This window comes from Modestobacter italicus (assembly GCF_000306785.1).
Taxonomy (GTDB): domain Bacteria; phylum Actinomycetota; class Actinomycetes; order Mycobacteriales; family Geodermatophilaceae; genus Modestobacter; species Modestobacter italicus.
On sequence record NC_017955.1, the window covers coordinates 1,598,959 to 1,616,106 of the forward strand.

Genomic DNA, 17,148 nt, shown 5'->3' on the forward strand with positions numbered 1-17,148 from the left:
CGTCCTCATCGTCGATGCGCCGGGCACCGTCGGGCTCAGGTGGGCGGTGGAGGCAGAGCTCGACCGCCGGGGATGGCCGCAGGCGATGTCGCCGGCCGACACCGACGTTCTCCTGGTGCTCGGCACGCCGGGTCCCGAGCTGGCCGCGGCCATCGACGTCCTGTGGTCCCAGGTTGCTCAGCCCCGGCGCCGGGTCGACCTTCGCGCCGCCACCGACCTGCACCACCGGCTGGAGGAGACGGTTCGCGCGCTCGGCGCCGCGGCGCCCGAAGAGCATGTCGATGGCGTTCTTCCGGCTCGCGGCGGTGCCGCTCACCCGGCGGGAGGCATGGACGACTCCGGTCACGAGGGCATGGAACACCCGGACCACGAGGCCATGGACCCCGCCGGCATGGCGGGCATGGACCACTCGGGTGACGAGGGCATGGACCACGTTGGCATGGCGGGGATGGAGCACTCTGGTCACGTGGGCATGGACCACTCGGGTCGCGAGGGCATGGAGCACGCCGCCATGGGTGGTGGGGGGTCTGCGGGTCATCACATGCATCACGGCGGCGACGTCGCCGGACTGCCGATGGCGCAGACTGCACCGGATCGGGACGGGCTGGCACTGGACGTCCTTCGGGTGTCGATCGGACCCGTCCTTCCGGGATGGCCCACAGGCCTCCTCCTGCGGGCTGACCTCCAGGGCGACGTCCTGACCGGTGCGCGTCTGTCCTGGGTGGACGCGAGTGACGGCAGGGGCTTCCCTCCGGGGGAGGTGCATCCGCAACGGGCGGCGCTCGGTCAGCTCGCCTCGCTGCTCGTCGTCGCCGGGTGGCCGACCGCCGCACGCGATGCCCGGTGCGCCCGGGATGGTCTCGCCTCCACGGACCGGAGCGAGCTCGCGACGGCCCGGCGCCGGGCCGAGCGCGTGGCCCGGCGCGTGCGTCGCTCGCGGGCGCTGGCCTGGAGCGTCCGCGGCGCGGGACAGCTGCACTCCGCACTCGGTCGCGCAGCGGGCGGCGACGCCCTCGACCGCGTACGCAGATGGTGCGACGTGGCCTCGGGCGGCGACGTGGAAGCGCCGACGTCGCCGACGTCGCCGACGTCGCTGGACGAGGTCGCCGCGGTGCTGGAGGGCACCGAGCTGGGGACCGCGCGGCTGATCGTCGCCAGCGTCGCACTCGACCGGTCGGCAGCCCGCACGGAGCCGGAAGAAGCCCGTGCCTGAGACGGACACCGCGGCGGCGGCCTGGGGGGTGGTGCCGTCGGCCCTGTTCGTCACCGGCGCGGCTCTCGGGCTGGGGTGGCTGGTGGCGGCGGTGGACCGGCTCGTGCTCACGGGCGGGGGAGTGCCGGCGGTTCTCGATCCGGTGCGCTCCAGCGTCCGTCTTCTGACCGAGCAGCGGCGGACGACGCTCGCGCCGGACCCGCTGTTGTGGCGGTTGGGCATTGCTGCTGTGCCGGTGCTGGCGGTCCTGTCTCTGGCGGTCGTCCCGATCGGTGGCCGGACGCTGTGGTCGAGCAGTGCGGACCTCGTGTGGTTCAACGCCATGGAGGCGCTGTTGTGGGCGGCCGTCTGGCTGGTCGGCTGGGGCCCGAATGCGGTCCACGCGCTGACCGGGGGCTACCGGTTCCTCGCGCAGGGCCTGGCGTACGAGCTGCCGCTGATGTTCTCCCTGATCGCGGTGGGGGTGGGGGCGGGCTCCCTGCGGACGGCGGACATCCTGTCGGCGCAGGCCGGCCTGTGGTTCGTCGTGTCCATGCCGGTCGCGTTCGTGGTGTTCCTCGCCAGCGCCGCGGCCTTCGCGTTCTGGGGGCCGTTCGGTGCACCGACCGGAGCCGACATCGCCGGCGGCGTCACCTCGGAGCTCTCCGGCGTCGACCGGATGCTCGTGGAGGCAGGCCGGGCGATCTTTCTCGGCGCCACGGCGGCCATGGCGGTGGCGCTGTTCCTCCGCGGCGGGTCCGGGCCGTGGCTGCCCGACCCGGTGTGGCAGCTGCTGAAGACGGTCGCCGTCGTCGTCGCCCTGGTCTGGGCGGGCCGCCGGTTGCCGGTGCTGCGTCCCGATCGGGTGGTCGAGGTGGCCTGGACGGTGCTGGTCCCGGTGACGCTGGTGCAGGCCCTGGTGGTGGCGGTGCTGCTGCTGTCCGGCTTCTACACCGTCTGATCGGGAGGAGGACCGACGTGCTGACCGAACTGTCGGGCTGGACCGTCGCGGCCGTGGTCGCGCTGGGGGTGCTGTCGGTGGCCGCGGGGATCGCGGTCTTCGTGGTCGACTCCATGGCCCGGGCCACCTTCGCCCTGCTTGCCTCGTTCCTCGCCGTCGCCGGCATCCTGCTGGCCTTCGACCTGGTCTACCTCGCCGTGGTGACGGCGCTGATGATGACGATCGAGATGGCCATCATGGCCGTCTTCATGATCATGTTCATGATGAACCCGGCCGGCCTGATGCCGATGACGATGGTGCACAACGCCCGCGGCTCGGCCGCCGTCGGTGCCAGCGCCTTCGTCGTCCTGGTCGTGGGGATCTGGACGGTGGACTGGCCGATCGGGCGTACCGAGCGGCCGGAGGACAGCACCCGTCAGCTCGGCGAGGCGATCATGGGCAGCCACATGCTGGTCATGCTGGTGATCGGCCTCGGGCTGTTCGCGACCATCCTCGCCGGCACGGTGCTCGCCACCGCGCGCGGGCGCTACGACCGCTTCGGCGCGGACCTCGCCGCGAAGCGGCCGGACGACCCGATTCCTGGCGGGCTGCCGCGGTGACCGCCGAACTGGTGCTGCAGATCGTGCTCACCGTCGCCGCCGGCCTGATCGGAGTCGGGCTGTTCGGGGCGCTGTCCCAGCAGTCGATCGTGATGGTGATGATGGGCCTCGAGCTGGTCCTCAACGGCGTCCTGCTGGCCGGGGGAGCGGCCTGGTACTTCCTGGCCCCGGAGCTGCCGGACGCGCAGATGCTCGTCGTCGTGGCCCTGGTCGTCATGGCGGTGGAGATGGCGATGGGCTTCGCCGTGACGGTGGCCATCTACCGGGCGCGGCAGGTCGACATGGTCGACATGGCCACGGATCTGCGCGGATGAGCGGGTTCCTGGGAGCGACGGCGCTTGGCGCCCTGGTCCTCCTGCCGGCCGCGCTCGGAGTCCTCTTGCTGGTGACGGGCCGGCGCGCCGATCGCGTCGCCGGGCCGGCCGCCGTGCTCGCCACCGTCGGTGCACTCGCGCTGTCGGTGGTGGTCGCCGGGGCCCGCCCCACGCTGTCGGCGCCGTTCCTGGGGATCGTGCGGGGCGGCGAGCTCGGGCTGGCCGTCGACGGGCTGTCCGCAGTCCTCGTGGTCCTGGTCGCGGCCGTGGCGCTGTTGACGACCGTGTTCGCCGTCGTCGACCTGTCACCGGAGGCGGCGCGTGCCCGCTTCTTCGGCTACTTCCTGCTCTTCATCGCGGCGATGCTGGCCACGGTCACCGCGACCACGTTCCCGGCGCTGCTGCTGGCGTGGGAGGTGATGGGCGCGACCTCGTACGCGCTGATCGGGTACCGGTGGCAGGACCCGGGCAAGCTGAACGACGGGACCCGGGCGTTCCTCACCACGCGCGCCGGCGACCTCGGGCTCTACGTCGCGGCCGGTGCCGTGCTCGCGGGGACGGGCGGACTGGTCCTGGACGACCTTGCAACCGCTGATGGCGGTTGGCTCGACCTGGCCGCAGCCGGCGTGCTGGTCGCGGCGCTGGGCAAGTCCGCGCAGCTGCCCTTCTCCGCGTGGATCTCCGGCGCCATGTCCGGGCCGAGTCCGGTGAGTGCCCTGCTCCATTCGGCGACCATGGTCGCGGCCGGCGGATATCTGCTCCTGCGCACGCAACCCCTGCTCGCGGCCACTGACTGGGCGGCCACCTCCGCCGCCTGGGTGGGCGCGCTCACCGCGCTCGTGCTCGGCGCGGTCGCCGTGGCGCAGCGGGACCTCAAGCAGCTCCTCGCCGCCAGCACCGCCGCCCAGATCGGGTTCGTCGTCCTCGCGGCCGGGATCGGTGCGACCGCAGGTGGGACGGGACAGCTGGTCGCCCACGCCGCGGTCAAGGCCGGTCTCTTCGTCGCCGCCGGGTCGTGGCTGACGGCGCTGGGCACCAAGCAGCTGCCCGGGCTGCGTGGCGCGGCGCGGCGCTATCCGGGGATCGGCGCCGCGGCCGCCGTGGCTGCGCTGGCGCTGGCCGGGATTCCCCCGCTGTCCCTGTGGGCGACCAAGGAGGGCATCCTCGCCGGGGCCGACAGCGGAGCGCTGCGCACGGTTGGCCTCGCCGCCGCGGTGCTCTCGGCGGTGTACGCCGCCAAGATCATCGCGATTGTCCTCGCCGCGCCCACGGGCGACGAGCCGCTGGACGACGAGGAGCCCGGCACCCGACGCGTCCCGGTGCCGGCCACCGCCACCGCTGTCGTGTTCGCGATCGCGGCCGCCGGGCTCGGGGCGCTGGCCGTGCCCGCGGTGGCCGGTGCGCTGGAGAACGTGCTCGGCGTCGAGGCGCAACCGGTGGACCCGGGCGGCCTCCTGCTGGGTGGGGTCCTCGCGGTGGCCGCGTTCGTGGTCTCGGTCGTCGTGGTCCGGGCGCGGCCCGGTGTGGTCCGGGCTCTCGAAGGGGGCCCGCTCGGGACCTGGGTCGGGCTGCGGCGACTGCTGTCCCCGGCGCCGGCGCTGGCGGTGGCCCGGGTTGCCGCTGCCCTGGACGACCGCGTCATCGACGGCGCGGTGCGGGGCGTCGCACGGGCGGTCACCCGGGCCGCTGCCGCCTCCGCGCGGGCCGACACCGGCGTGATCGACGGCGCCGTCCGCAGCACCGCCCGCGCCTTCCGGCGGGCAGGTGCGGCCGCCCGCCGTCCGCAGACCGGGCTGCTGCACCAGTACTACGTCCAGGCGGTCGCCGGCCTCGGCGTGCTGCTCGCCTTCCTCCTGATCGTGAGGTGACCGTGCTGCTCACCGTCGTCGTCCTGCTCCCGCTCGCTGCTGCCGTCCTGCTGCTGGCGGTTCCGGCGCTGGCCGGCCGCGCGGCCATCGGGGTGTGGATCGCGGCCTCGGCCGCCGACCTGGCTCTGGTGGCCTGGATGTGGTGGCGGTACGACCCGGGGCAGGGTGCCACCGGTGTGGTCGGGAACCTCGCCTACGACGTGGACCTCCAGTGGATCCCGACGGTGGACGCCGGGTACCACATCGGCGTCGACGGGCTGTCTCTCCCGCTGCTGGCGTTGACGGGTGTGCTGTTCCTGGCCTGTGCCGTCTGGTCGCTGCGCGAGCCGGACCGGCCGCGCACGCAGGCCGCGCTGTTCCTCTTCCTGCAGACGGCCTGCCTGGGCACGTTCGCGGCGCTGGACCTCATCCTGTTCTTCGTCTTCTTCGACCTGACCATCGTCGGGATGTACTTCGTCATCGCCGGCTGGGGGCACGGCAACCCTCGGCGCAGCGCCCTGAAGTTCTTCCTCTACACCTTCGTCGGATCCCTCGCGCTGCTGATCGGCTTCATCGGGCTCTTCCTCGGCAGCGAAGAGCGGACCTTCGACATGGTCGCGCTCGCGCGGAACCCGCCGCTGACCGACTCCCCGCTGGCCGGCGGCCTCGTGCTGCTCGCGATCGGGCTCGGCCTGGCGGTCAAGACACCGCTGTTCCCGTTCCACACCTGGCTGCCCGACGCGCACACCGACGCACCGGCCGCAGGTTCGGCCATCCTGGCCGGGATCCTGCTGAAGCTCGGCACCTACGGCTTCGTCCGCATCGCGATGCCGATCCTGCCCGACGCCTGGCAGCGGTGGGCCATGGTCGTGGTGGTGGTCGGGGTCATCAGCGTCCTGTGGGGAGCCTTCGTCGCCCTCGCGCAGACCGACGTGAAACGCATGATCGCCTACACCTCGGTCAACCACATGGGCTACGTCCTCCTCGGGCTCGGGGCCGCAGGCCTGGTCGGGCAGGCGGACGAGGAGGCCCGGACCATCGCCACGGTCGGCGCGCTCTACCAGATGGTCAGCCACGGCCTGCTGACCGGCGCACTTTTCCTGCTCAGCGGGGTGCTGTGGTCCCGCGGGCGGACCTACGCCTTCGACCGCTGGGGCGGGCTCGCCCGGCCGGCGCCGGTGTTCGCAGCCTTGCTCGCGGTGGCTGCCTTCGGCTCCCTGGGCCTGCCGGGATTCGCCAGCTTCATCGCCGAGTTCCAGATCTTCACCGGGGCACTGCAGGCGGCGCCGGTTGCCACCGTCCTGGCCGTGACGGGCATCCTGGTCACCGCCGGGCTGTTCCTCGTGGCGCTGCAGCGCCTGCTCACCGGCCCCACCGCCGTCCCGCCGGTCGGGGAGGACTGCAGTCCGGACGACGATGCCGGGGATGTGGCGCTGTCCTCCCGGCCGACGGAGGACGGCGCGACGGCGACCGCGGTGCGGCCCCACACGACCACCGGCATGCGCGACATGCACCGGACCGAACTCGCGGCCGTCGTCCCGCTCCTCGTGCTCGCAGTACTGCTGGGGCTGTTCCCGCGGGCGCTCCTGGACGTCATCGAGCCGGCCGCCGCGGCGGTGGCGCAACTGGTGTCCCGATGAACGCCCCGATGGGCGGCATGACCGGCGCGGGGGAGGAGGCGCTGACGCTCCTTCCCGAGCTGCTGCTGCTCCTGGGCGCGGTCGGCGGCCTGCTGCTGGGCCTGTGGACCCCGCAGCACCGGCAGCGGCGGGTCCGGGCCGTGGTCATCGCCGCCTGCCTGGCGAGCGCGGCCGCCGCGGCCGCAGTTCTCGGCGACCCGCCCCGGCGGGTGTTCGAGGAGACCTGGGTCATCGACGGCACCACCGGGATCGTCCGGATCGTCGTCGCGCTGTCGGCCGCGGTGGCCGTCGTCCTGGCGTCGTCCTCGCTCGCGGGACACCCTCGGGAGACCGAGGCCTACGTCCTCATGCTCCTCGGCGCGCTGGGCACCATCGCGCTCGCGGCCAGTGGCGACCTGCTGCTCCTGGTCGCCGCCTACCTACTGGCGAGCATCCCGCTCTACGCCCTCGCCGGGTTCGCCAAGGACGCGTCGGGCACCGAGGCCACGCTGAAGTACTACCTCATGGGGGCCTTCGTCGGCGTGCTGATGATGGTCGGGGTCACGTCCCTCGTGCTGGCCACCGGCACCACCGGTTACCCGGATCTCGCCACGCTGCTCCCGGGGGCCCCGGCCGCGCTGCTGGCGATGGGCGTCATCGGCGTCCTCGCCGGCGTCGGCTTCAAGGCAGGCGCCGTCCCGGTGCACTTCTGGGTGCCAGACGTCACGGCGGGAACCACCCCGGCGATGGCCGCCTACATCACCACCATCCCGAAGATCGGCGCCGTCGCGGCAGCATTCCGGCTGCTCGCCGAGCCGTTCGCCGGGGTCTCGCTGGACGTGCCACTGCTGGTGGCGGTGATCGCCGCGCTGAGCATGACCCTGGGCAACCTGGCTGCCTTCAACCAGACCGACGTTTCCCGACTGCTGGCGTACTCCACCGTGAGCCAGGTCGGCTACCTGTTCATGGTGGTCGCCGTCGCCGGTCGCACCGACCTGGCCACTCCGGCGCTGGCCATCTACCTCACCGGCTACGCGATCACCAACCTCGGCGCGTTCGCGGCCGTGGCGGCCTTTCCCGAGGCCCGGTCGATTTCCGACTGGGCTGCGGCCGCCGGCCGGAACCGGTGGGTCGTCGTCAGCCTCGTCGTGTGCCTGCTCGGCCTCGTCGGAACCCCGCCCACGGCGGTCTTCGTCGGCAAGCTGGCGGTCTTCACCGCCACCTGGGACGGCGGGCTCGCCTGGCTGGTCGTGCTGGCCGCTGTCAACACCGTCGCCAGCCTCTTCTACTACCTGCGCTGGATAGCGCCGGCGGCGGTGGCCCGGGAGGCGCCGGCCGGCGGAGGCACGGACGGCAGTGCTACGACTGTGACGGTCGGGGGTGCAGTTCGCACGGCTCCTGTCGCCACGTTGCACGTGGCGGCCATCGCCTCCGTGCTGCTCGGCGTGGGGTCGGGTCTGTGGCTCGCCGTCGTCCTGCCCGGATGAGTCGAGTGCGCGGGCCCACGCCACCGGTCTGACTAGGAGGCCACCGCCGCACGCTCCTCCCGCTCACTGATCCGCAGGCTCTGCTGTCTCCGCCACCCGTACCGGTTCAGACCTCGCGGCTTGTACACCGACAGGACGGTGAGCACGAGCAGGATCAGCAGACCGCCGATGGAGTGGGCCAGCGTGTCGGGCAGCGCGCGCGGGTCGCCGGCTGTCCCCGCGGCGTCCGCCTGCGAGGCGATCGTCGGGGTCTTCGGCAGGAGGACGGCCGTGGCGACGAGCGGCAGCAGCAGCTTGACCAGAACCCAGTAGTGGCCGAACAGCCCCCAGGACGTGCCCAGTGCACGCCGGGGGCCCGAAGTGCGGCGGCGGTCAGGCGCCGGAGTCAGCGGTGTGTGAGGTCAGGGAGCCGGTCAGCGCGGATCGGCGGGGACGGGCTGGTGATCAGCAGCGACCGCCCATGTCCACGCCTCGGGCAGCCAGCCACGGGATCGGGTCGGTGGCGCCGGCGTACATGCCGTTGGTGTTGACCTGGAAGTGCAGATGCGGCCCGGTGGACTGGCCGCGGTTGCCGACCTCGGCGATGACCTCACCGGCTGACACGCGCTGGCCCACGCTGACGAAGTAGTCGTTGATGTGTCCGTACACCGTGACGGATCCGTCGTCGTGCTGGATGTACACGGCCAATCCGTAGCCGGTAGCCGTTCCGGCGCGCACGACCCGGCCTGACGCGGGGGCGTAGATGGGAGTGCCCATCGGAGCCGCGATGTCGACGGCGTTGTGCATGGTGCCCCAGCGCACCTCGAAGCAGGTGGTGAACCGACCGCTTGTCGGCGCAACACCGCCACCGCCGCTGCGCGTCGCCGGCTTCGCCGACGTCACCTGACTGGACGTGCCGTCGATCGGCGTGGCCGAGGCGGGCTGCTCGGCCGCCGCGCGAGCTCGTGCGGCCGCCTGAGCTGTTGCCTTGGCGGACGCAGCCGCCTGTGCCGCCTCCGCTGCCTGCTGCTGAGCCTGCTGGTTCTCCCACGCCTGATAGGCGTTCCGCTGCCCCTGCAGGGACAGCAGGTTCACCTGGGCGTCCTGCAACTGCTTCTCGTACCTGGCCCTCTGTGCGCTCACCGACTGCACCGCAGCCTGGAACGTGCCCACCTGCGCGTCTGCGGTGGCCTTGGCCCGAGCGGTCTCCTGGGCAGCCTCGTCCCTGTCGGCGACTGCCGCCCGGGCCTGGGAGTCCGCGTCGGCCTGCCGTGTCTGGGCGATCTCCTATCCCGCCCCGGGTCTGATGGAGGCTCTCAATCCACGTGAGGATGAGAGTCATGGCGGCACCGAGGAAGTACCCCGACGAGCTGCGTGAGCGGGCGACCCGGCTGGCGGTCGAGGCGCGGCGTGACCCGGCGACCCGGACCGGGGCGTTGAAGCGGATCGGCGCGCAGTTGGGCATCAACGCCGAGACGCTGCGCAACTGGGTGATCCAGGCCGAGATCGACGAGGGCCACCGACCGGGCACCACGACCGATGACGCCACCCGGCTGGCCGAGCTCGAGCGTGAGGTCCGCGAGCTTCGTCGAGCGAATGCGATCTTGAAGAGCGCGTCGGCTTTCTTCGCGGCGGAGCTCGACCGCCCCTCCCGCTGATCGTCGCCTACATCGATCAGCACAAGCTCGAACACGGGGTCGAGCCGATCTGCGCGGTCCTCACCGAGGCCGGCGCGAAGATCGCCCCGAGCACCTACTACGCACACCGCACCCGCCCGCCGTCGGCGCGATCGGTCACCGACGCAGCAACCACCGAGGTCATCGAGCAGGTGCATGCCGACAACTACGGGGTCTATGGCGCCCGCAAGGTGCATGCCGAAGTGCGCCGGCAGGGCCACCCGGTGGCCCGCTGCACCGTCGAACGGCTGATGCGCGCCGCCGGCCTGCGCGGCATCACGCGGGCGAAAGGCCCGCGCACCACCGTGCCCGGCGCGGCCCCGGACACCCGCCCGGACCTGGTGGAACGGGCGTTCACCGCGACCGGCCCGGACCAGCTGTGGGTCGCCGACATCACCTACTGCCGGACCTTCTCCGGCTGGGTCTACGCCGCCTTCGTCATCGACGTGTTCTCCCGCCGGGTGGTCGGCTGGCAGCTGTCCCGCTCGCTGCGCACCGACCTCGCCCTGGACGCCCTGGAGATGGGCATCTGGACCCGCCGGCGCGCCGGCCACGACGTGACCGGGCTGGTCCACCACTCGGACAAGGGCGTCCAGTACGTCGCCGTGCGCTACACCCAGCGCCTCGCCGAGGCCGGCGCGGTCGCCTCCGTCGGCTCCACCGGCGACTCCTACGACAACGCCCTGGCCGAGGCGTTCAACTCCCTCTTCAAGGCCGAGCTGGTCCGCAACCGCGGGCCCTGGAAGGGCATCGACGACCTCGAGATCGCCGTCGCCGAGTACATCGACTGGTTCAACCACCGACGGCTGCACGGTGAGATCGGGCTGGTCCCGCCGGCCGAGCACGAAGACGACTTCTACCGGCACAACACCGCGGCGACTACCGTCGCCGCGTCAGTTCCGAGCCTCCACTGAACCCGGGGCGGGACATCCAGCTGGTCGAGAACGGCGGCCCGCTGGTCGCCCAACAGCCCGAGTGTGGCCGCCTGCTCCATGAGTTGCGAGGGTCCTTCGGCGCTGAGCAAGGCGGCCACGCCGCGGATGGATCCACCGCGCATGTAGTTCTCGCGCCCGAGCGTGGCCACGTCCGCCTGGGCCACGCTGACCGCGTCGTTGGCAGCCTGCAGTGCCGCTGCTGTTCCAGCGGCCGCCTGCTGGGCCTCTTCCAGTTGCCCCTGTGCGATCAGGTATGCGTCATTGGCCGCTTCGGCCTGTGCGGTGACGCGCTGCAGATCGGACTCAGCGGAGGCGACGAGGGCGGCGATCCGGCCCACCTCATCGGCTGCCGCCTGCTGAGCGGTCTGAGCTGACGCGATGTCGCCGTCGCTCGGGTTGGTCGGCGCGGCGAGCGCCTGGCCAGGGAGGACGCCCACGAAGACAGCAATCAGTGCGGCAACGGCCGTTACTGCAGCGCCGTTCCTGCCGCTGCAGTAACGGCGGGTGGCGCCAAGAGAGGACGGAACCTCTGCGGGATGCTCGGCGCTGATGTCACGCTCGTTCGTCGCGGTCACATGAGTGACCTCGTGCGTCGTGCGGCGGCGTCCGGCCCACCGGTACATGTCTCTCCTCGAGTCGCTGTTCGTCACTACTGCTACTACCCGCAGTAGTACGAACGGCAGCCCGTGGGACTTCCTTGAGCGAGCCATTCCACGATGGGGAAAGGTGCGAGCCCGCTGGTTGGCGCCGCAAACGACATTCAACACAAATGGCGTACGGGGCGGGTACGGGCCATTGGATCTGGGCTTCAGGGGAGACCCAATTCACGTCCAAGGGCAATGGAAAGGGACTGCTGGCCGACACCGTCGGCATCTGAGCCGTGCTCCATCTCGGCGGGGTTCTGCTGCTCCTGGCCGCCGCCGTCGGTGCCGCTGCCAGCCGCACACGCACCCTCCGAAACCAGCCCGGCGATGCCCAGCAGCGGCTGGCAGTCGTCGTCGTGGGCTACGCGCTCATCGCCTACCACCGTGAGCGTCATGGAAATGCGGAACTGGCGCCCTGCTGCATCGGGGTGAGCACGTGACCCGCGCGCAGCGGCAACTGGTCGACCCGTTCCGGGACGTGCTGACCCAGGCCGCCGACGTGGGCCAGCTCCGGGACGACGTCGTGCCGGACCAGCCGACGCGCTTCTGCCTGCACGCCCTCAGTGCAGCGGGCAGCCTGCCGTCCGAGGACGCATTCCACCGGCTCGTGGACGTCGCCCCAGTCGGGCTGCGCGTTCCTCCCGCTCCAGACTGACTCAGGAGCCGGTGGCCTGCCGGTACGACGGTCGACGGCTGCCCAGTCGCCGCGGGCATGTCCGAGCACGTCGGTCAATCTGCCCGCGACGAGAGGTCTGGCCGGGCGGCGGGCCATCGCGTGTACGAGACAACCCGAGCGAACCGGCCCCGGCATGGCCGGTGCGCGGGTCAGCGGTCGCTGCTGCCGCCTGGGAGGGCGGCGGCATACTCACGCTGGGTGTCGTGCAGCGGCGGGGTGGGCGCGGTCGTCTGCTGAGGAACGCGTAGTCGGCCGGCGCGGACGCCGTTGGCGATGACGAGGACCTCGGCCAGTTCGTGGGTGACGATGACGGTGCCCAGGCCGAGGACGCCGAAGGCGGCCAGCGGGATGAGCACGACCAGGATCGCCCCGGACAGCAGCAGACTCTGCAGCATGATCCGCCGGGCACGACGGGCGTGGGCGAGGGTGCGGGGGAGTTGGCGCAGGTCCTCGCCCATCAGCGCGACGTCGGCGGTCTCGATGGCCACGTCGGTGCCCATCGCGCCCATCGCGATGCCGACGTCGGCGGTGGCCAGAGCCGGGGCGTCGTTGATGCCGTCGCCGACCATCGCGACCTTGCCGCGGCGGCTCAGCTGCTCGATGAGAGTGGCTTTGTCCTCCGGGCGCAGCTCGGCGTGCACCTGGTCGATGCCTGCGGCGGTGGCCAGGTGGGCGGCGGTGCGCGGGTTGTCGCCGGTCAGCATGCTCGTGCTGATGCCCATGCGGTGCAGCGCGGCGACGGCCTCGGCGGCCTCCGGTCGCAGCTCGTCGCGGATTGCCAGCGCGCCCAGCAGCTGCCCGCCGGCCTCGACGAGCACCACGGTGGCGCCGGCCTCCTGGTGGGCGGTCACGACCGCGGCCAGCGGGCCGGCATGGATGAAGCCGGGCTTGCCCAGCCGGGCAGGCTGCCCGGCGACCAGGCCGGTGACACCATGGCCGACCAGGGCCTGGGTGTCGGCGGCGGGTTCGACCGGCGGCTGGTCGGCCGGCCAGGCCGCCAGCACAGCGCCGGCCAGCGGGTGCTCGCTGCGCGCCTCGAGTGCGGCGGCCACGGCGAGCACCCGGCCCTCGTCGCCTCCGGGGGCGGCTTCGATGGCGACCACGGCGGGCCGGTTGCGGGTCAGCGTGCCGGTCTTGTCCAGCGCCAGGACGCGCACCCCGCCGAGGGACTCCAGCGCCGCCCCGCCCTTGATCAGCACACCGGCGCGGGTGCCGGCACCGATCGCGGCGACCACGGTGACCGGCACCGCGATCGCGAACGCGCACGGCGAGGCGGCCACCAGCACGACCAGCGCCCGCTCGATCCACAGCTGCGCGTCGCCCAGGATGCTGCCGAGGACGGCGATCAGCGCGGCGGCGATGAACACCGCGGGGACCAATGGGCGGGCGATGCGGGCGGCCAGCCGCTGGGCGGCGCCCTTGCGCTCCTGGGCCTCCTCGACGATGTGCACGACCCGGGCCAGGGAGTTCTCCGCCACCCGGGCGGTGACCACGACCTCCAGTGCGCCGCCACCGTTCACCGATGCGGCGAACACCTCGTTCCCCGGGCCGACCTCCACCGGCACCGACTCCCCGGTCACCGCCGAGGTGTCCAGCGAGGAGAGCCCTGCCTGCACCCGCCCGTCGGTGGCCAGCCGCTCACCGGGCTTGACCACCAGCACGTCGCCGAGAACCAGCTCCGCGGGGTCGATCTCCACCTCGGCCCCACCGCGCAGCACCGTCGCTCGTGCGGGCACCAGGTCCAGCAGCGCCCGCAGCCCGCGCCGGGTGCGGGCCACGGCGTAGTCCTCCAGCGCCTCGGCCAGGGAGAACAGGAAGGCCAGCATCGCGGCCTCGCCGACCGCCCCGAGCGCGATCGCGCCCACCATGGCGACGGTCATCAGCGTGCCGACGCCGATCTTGCCGCGCCGCAGCGCCCGTAGCGTGCCCGGTACGAACGTCGCACCGCCGGCCAGCACCGCGCCGCCGGCCAGCACCGTGGAGACCGTCGAGGCGACGCCGCCCGCGGTCAGCCAGTCGAGCAGCTGCGAGGCCAGCCACAGCACCCCCGCCAGCGCGGCCAGCTGCGCGGACCGCGACCGCCACAACGCGGTCGGCTCCTCCTCACCGTCCCCCGCCGGGGCCGGGGTCGAGCAGGTGGGATCGCCGCAGCCATCACCGACGGCGGACGGCGTCCGCGGGGTGGCGGCGGCGGGCGTGCAGCAAGCGCAGTCGTCGCCGCAACCGTCCGCCGCGACCGCTCCGCCGGCGACAGCGGACGTCGGCGTCAGCTCGATCGGGATCGTGGTGGTGATCCGGCCCGGCTTCTCCGCCGGTCGGGCCGCCGGTCGGGCCGCCGGGCGGCGGTCGTCGTCTCCACCGCAGCACAGATCGGACATGTCAGGCCTCCTGCAGGTCGACGGTGCCGCCGTGGCGGCTGCCGTCAGGAAGGATGTCGCCGGAGGAGCTCGTGGTCGCCGCGGCGTCGATGTCGGCGGCGGTGAGCAGCCGGTGGCCGGTGTCGGTGAGGCGGTACATGACCAGCTTGCCGTCCCGGCGGGAGGCGGCCAACCCGGCCGAGCGAAGAACGCGCACGTGGTGGGACACCAGGTTCTGGCTGCAGCCGCAGATCCAGGCCAGGTCGCAGCCGCAGAGTTCCTCACCCGTCTGCAGGGCGGCGGCGATCCGCAGCCGCACCGGATCCCCCAGCGCCTTGAAGCGTGCGGCGCGCAGTTGCGCCACGTCCAGTTCCGGCAGGCCCGCGCGCACCTCTTCGGCGTGCTGCAGGTCCAGACACAACAGCTCGCACTGCTCAGCACTCACAGGTCGGCTCTCCTCGGTGGGCGCACGGGGAGCGCCGTTGCCAGAACCCTACAACGCAACAACGAACATTGGAATGTGTTGTGTCAGGTGAGGGTCTCCAGGCCGTAGAGGGCGATGAAGCCCACGAAGAACATCGTCGTGAGCAGTGCGGTCTCCCTGCTGCCCTCGTGCGCTTCCACCAGCAGTTCCTCGACGACCAGCCACAGGAGCGCCGCGGCCGCGAACGCCAGGACCAACGCCTGCGCCTGGTCCGATGCCCCGTCGAGCAGTACGGCTCCGGCCACCGCGCCGACCGCCACCCCCAGGGAGAGGGCTGACGTGGTCGCCGCCGCGCGCCCTGGACTCACCCCGGCCCGAGTGAGCTGAGAGGTGACGGCCAGCCCGAGGAAGAGGACCTCCAGGGTGAGAGCGACAGTGAGGACCAGTCCAGCGCCTTGTCCGAGCGTCACGCCGACCCCGACGAGCAGACCGTCCACGAGCAGGTCGATGCCGACGACGACGACGAGGCCGATGGGGAACGCCGCGCGGTCGCCTTCGCCGGGTTCCGGCTCGGCCGCGGGCTCGAAGCGCTGCACGAGCAGCAGCAGTGCCACCCCGGCGGCGAAGCCCAGGACAGTGATGCCGTAGCCGCCACGCTCGCGCAGATCGGGAAGCACCTCGCCGGCGACAGCAGCGAGCACCACGCCGGCGGCGAAGTGCTGGATGGCACTGGTTGCCCGCGGGCCGGGCGGGCGCAGGACCGCCAGTACGGCGCCGGCGACCGTGGCCAGCACCGGGAACAGCACCAGGAAGCCGGCTTGTTGCAGAGGTCCACTTTCCACTCCCGGACCATGCCGCGTCGCCGGCCGGTGCGCCCGGCGGACGAACGGAGGGTCCAGCCCGCTGGATCCCCGGACGACCGTTCGGGCCGGGGATGCCTTGGTTGTTCGCAGCCTCTGGCTGGTGACTCCGCCCGATCCACCGCTACCCTCGACATATGAGCAGTCGTTCAGATGCAGCCGCCGCGCGGGAAGGTCTCCATCCGGGCGGCAGCAGTCACGTCCATGAACACGACACCGACCGGGTCGAGGCCGTTCGGGCCGAACTGCCCGACCCCGAGGCGGTCGAGCAGTTGGGAGCCACCTTCGGGCTGCTCGCCGACGCCAGCCGGCTGCGACTGCTGATGGTGTTGCTCCACGGCGAGATGTGCGTCTGCGATCTCGCGGTGGCCTGCGGGCAGAGCGAGTCCGGGGTGTCGCACGCTCTTCGCCTGCTGCGCGCGCACCGGGTTGTGGCGGTGCGCCGCAGTGGACGACGGGCCTTCTACCGGCTGGCCGATGCCCACGTCCGGATGCTGCTGGACCTGGCCCTCACCCACCACGCCCACGCCATCCCGCTGGGCACCGTCCCCACCGAGGAAGGCGCACGATGAGCCGCGAGGACGACGCCGCAGATCACGCCCACGACGACGGGCACGATCACGGCAGCGGCGACGGGCATGCCCACGGGCCGCGGATCGGCAGCGCGGGAGCGGAGCACCAGAAGCCGCTCGCGATCGCCTTCGGGCTGACCGCCACCTACGCACTGGTGGAGGTCGTCGGCGGCATCGTCAGCGGCTCGCTGGCGCTGATCAGCGACGCGGCGCACATGGGCACCGACGTCCTCGGCCTCGGACTGGCGCTGGCGGCGATCCAGCTGGCCAAGCGCCCGGCTACCGGCGGGCGGACCTATGGCACCTACCGGCTGGAGGTGCTGGCCGCCGTCATCAACGGACTGCTGCTCTTCGGCGTCGCGTTCTACGTCCTCTACGAGGCGGTGCAGCGCTTCATGGACCCCCCGGAGGTCCTCGGGGTCCCGATGCTCGTCGTCGCCAGTGTCGGCCTGATCGTCAACATCATCTCCTTCCGGCTGCTCATGGCCGGGTCGAAGGAGAGCCTCAACCTCAAGGGCGCCTACCTCGAGGTGTTCTCCGATATGCTCGGCTCCATCGGCGTGATCATCAGCGCGATCGTGATCACCGTGACCGGGTTCCGCTACATCGACGCGATCGTTGCGGTGCTGATCGGGCTGTTCATCCTGCCGCGCACGTGGCAGCTGATGCGCCAGGCCCTGCGCATCCTGATGGAGGTCGCCCCACCCGGCGTAGACGTTGACGCCGCGACCAGGGAACTGGCCGGCGTGCCCGGGGTCAAGGAGGTCCACGACCTGCACATCTGGACGCTGACCAGCGGCATGGAGGCTGCGACCGTGCACATCGTGGTGAACGATGCCGACGTCGACTGGCACGGCGTCCTCGACCAGACGCGCCACATCCTCATGGAGGAGTACGGCGTCACCCACCCGACCATCCAGTTGGAGCCGGAGGAGCACATCGAGCAACCGGCGGGCTTTTGATCTTTGCCGAGCGGGCACCGGCGGGGACGCCCGGGCGTCCCCGC

General features: G+C 72.3%; 17 protein-coding genes and 1 other annotated feature. Of the genes, 11 read left to right on the forward strand and 6 right to left on the reverse strand.

Going from position 1 to position 17,148, the window contains the following annotated elements:
• The first annotated feature begins 46 nt into the window (after window positions 1–46).
• The 7 genes from MODMU_RS26825 to MODMU_RS07850 are packed head-to-tail and all read left to right on the forward strand — an operon-like array spanning window position 47 to window position 8,019.
• Window positions 47–1,213: a hypothetical protein gene (locus MODMU_RS26825; protein ID WP_166503428.1), complete on the forward strand. Its 1,167-nt coding sequence runs from the start codon at window positions 47–49 to the stop codon at window positions 1,211–1,213.
• Window positions 1,206–2,153, forward strand: a complete 948-nt coding sequence (locus MODMU_RS07825; protein ID WP_041795075.1) for an NADH-quinone oxidoreductase subunit H — start codon at window positions 1,206–1,208, stop codon at window positions 2,151–2,153. The genes MODMU_RS26825 and MODMU_RS07825 overlap by 8 nt, the downstream gene beginning before the upstream one ends.
• Before the next feature lie 17 nt (window positions 2,154–2,170).
• Window positions 2,171–2,752 (forward strand): NADH-quinone oxidoreductase subunit J, encoded by a 582-nt coding sequence (locus MODMU_RS07830; RefSeq protein ID WP_014739669.1) that lies wholly within the window; start codon window positions 2,171–2,173, stop codon window positions 2,750–2,752.
• Window positions 2,749–3,066, forward strand: a complete 318-nt coding sequence (locus MODMU_RS07835; protein ID WP_083869692.1) for an NADH-quinone oxidoreductase subunit NuoK — start codon at window positions 2,749–2,751, stop codon at window positions 3,064–3,066. Before MODMU_RS07830 ends, MODMU_RS07835 begins: the two co-directional genes overlap by 4 nt.
• Window positions 3,063–4,934: a proton-conducting transporter transmembrane domain-containing protein gene (locus tag MODMU_RS07840; protein ID WP_041795076.1), complete on the forward strand. Its 1,872-nt coding sequence runs from the start codon at window positions 3,063–3,065 to the stop codon at window positions 4,932–4,934. Before MODMU_RS07835 ends, MODMU_RS07840 begins: the two co-directional genes overlap by 4 nt.
• Window positions 4,931–6,553 carry a complex I subunit 4 family protein gene (locus MODMU_RS07845; RefSeq protein WP_231851793.1) on the forward strand — a complete coding sequence of 541 codons (1,623 nt, stop codon included), beginning with the start codon at window positions 4,931–4,933 and terminating at the stop codon, window positions 6,551–6,553. Before MODMU_RS07840 ends, MODMU_RS07845 begins: the two co-directional genes overlap by 4 nt.
• A complete protein-coding gene (locus MODMU_RS07850) occupies window positions 6,550–8,019 on the forward strand; it encodes an NADH-quinone oxidoreductase subunit N (RefSeq protein ID WP_231851794.1) in 1,470 nt (489 codons plus the stop codon). Before MODMU_RS07845 ends, MODMU_RS07850 begins: the two co-directional genes overlap by 4 nt.
• 444 nt (window positions 8,020–8,463) lie before the next feature.
• Here the strand turns inward: MODMU_RS07850 and MODMU_RS29365 are convergent, their stop codons facing one another.
• Complete coding sequence (locus MODMU_RS29365; RefSeq protein WP_014739675.1) at window positions 8,464–9,171, reverse strand: M23 family metallopeptidase; 708 nt, start codon at window positions 9,169–9,171, stop codon at window positions 8,464–8,466.
• A gap of 167 nt (window positions 9,172–9,338) precedes the next feature.
• Between MODMU_RS29365 and MODMU_RS07865 the strand changes: the two genes are divergently transcribed.
• Window positions 9,339–10,588 (forward strand): IS3 family transposase gene (locus tag MODMU_RS07865; RefSeq protein WP_231851682.1). Its coding sequence is split into 2 segments (ribosomal slippage): window positions 9,339–9,618 and window positions 9,618–10,588, totalling 1,251 coding nucleotides; the frame shifts between segments, so codons are not numbered across the junction.
• Window positions 9,617–9,745, forward strand: a sequence feature (AL1L pseudoknot). Its footprint overlaps the gene before it by 129 nt.
• Here the strand turns inward: MODMU_RS07865 and MODMU_RS07870 are convergent.
• Window positions 10,531–11,232 carry a coiled-coil domain-containing protein gene (locus MODMU_RS07870; RefSeq protein WP_014739677.1) on the reverse strand — a complete coding sequence of 234 codons (702 nt, stop codon included), beginning with the start codon at window positions 11,230–11,232 and terminating at the stop codon, window positions 10,531–10,533. The two genes, MODMU_RS07865 and MODMU_RS07870, sit on opposite strands and share 58 nt — an antisense overlap.
• Window positions 11,233–11,417: 185 nt before the next feature.
• Window positions 11,418–11,648: a hypothetical protein gene (locus tag MODMU_RS26835; protein ID WP_051143951.1), complete on the reverse strand. Its 231-nt coding sequence runs from the start codon at window positions 11,646–11,648 to the stop codon at window positions 11,418–11,420.
• A 41-nt stretch (window positions 11,649–11,689) separates the two neighbouring features.
• Between MODMU_RS26835 and MODMU_RS26840 the strand changes: the two genes are divergently transcribed.
• Window positions 11,690–11,908, forward strand: coding sequence for a hypothetical protein (locus MODMU_RS26840; RefSeq protein ID WP_014739679.1), 219 nt, complete (start codon window positions 11,690–11,692; stop codon window positions 11,906–11,908).
• A 170-nt stretch (window positions 11,909–12,078) separates the two neighbouring features.
• Here the strand turns inward: MODMU_RS26840 and MODMU_RS07880 are convergent, their stop codons facing one another.
• The 3 genes from MODMU_RS07880 to MODMU_RS07890 form a co-directional block, all read right to left on the reverse strand.
• Window positions 12,079–14,307: a heavy metal translocating P-type ATPase gene (locus MODMU_RS07880; protein WP_014739680.1), complete on the reverse strand. Its 2,229-nt coding sequence runs from the start codon at window positions 14,305–14,307 to the stop codon at window positions 12,079–12,081.
• Between the two features lies 1 nt (window position 14,308).
• Window positions 14,309–14,731 carry an ArsR/SmtB family transcription factor gene (locus MODMU_RS07885; protein WP_014739681.1) on the reverse strand — a complete coding sequence of 141 codons (423 nt, stop codon included), beginning with the start codon at window positions 14,729–14,731 and terminating at the stop codon, window positions 14,309–14,311.
• 83 nt (window positions 14,732–14,814) lie between these two features.
• Window positions 14,815–15,516, reverse strand: coding sequence for a ZIP family metal transporter (locus MODMU_RS07890; protein ID WP_231851795.1), 702 nt, complete (start codon window positions 15,514–15,516; stop codon window positions 14,815–14,817).
• A gap of 191 nt (window positions 15,517–15,707) precedes the next feature.
• Here MODMU_RS07890 and MODMU_RS29985 point away from each other — a divergent pair, with 191 nt between their 5' ends.
• Together MODMU_RS29985 and MODMU_RS07900 are read left to right on the forward strand one after the other, a co-directional pair.
• Window positions 15,708–16,142 (forward strand): ArsR/SmtB family transcription factor, encoded by a 435-nt coding sequence (locus tag MODMU_RS29985; protein WP_014739683.1) that lies wholly within the window; start codon window positions 15,708–15,710, stop codon window positions 16,140–16,142.
• Entirely contained in the window at window positions 16,139–17,104 is a 966-nt protein-coding gene (locus MODMU_RS07900; RefSeq protein ID WP_051143952.1) for a cation diffusion facilitator family transporter, read from the forward strand. The genes MODMU_RS29985 and MODMU_RS07900 overlap by 4 nt, the downstream gene beginning before the upstream one ends.
• Window positions 17,105–17,148 lie beyond the last annotated feature (44 nt).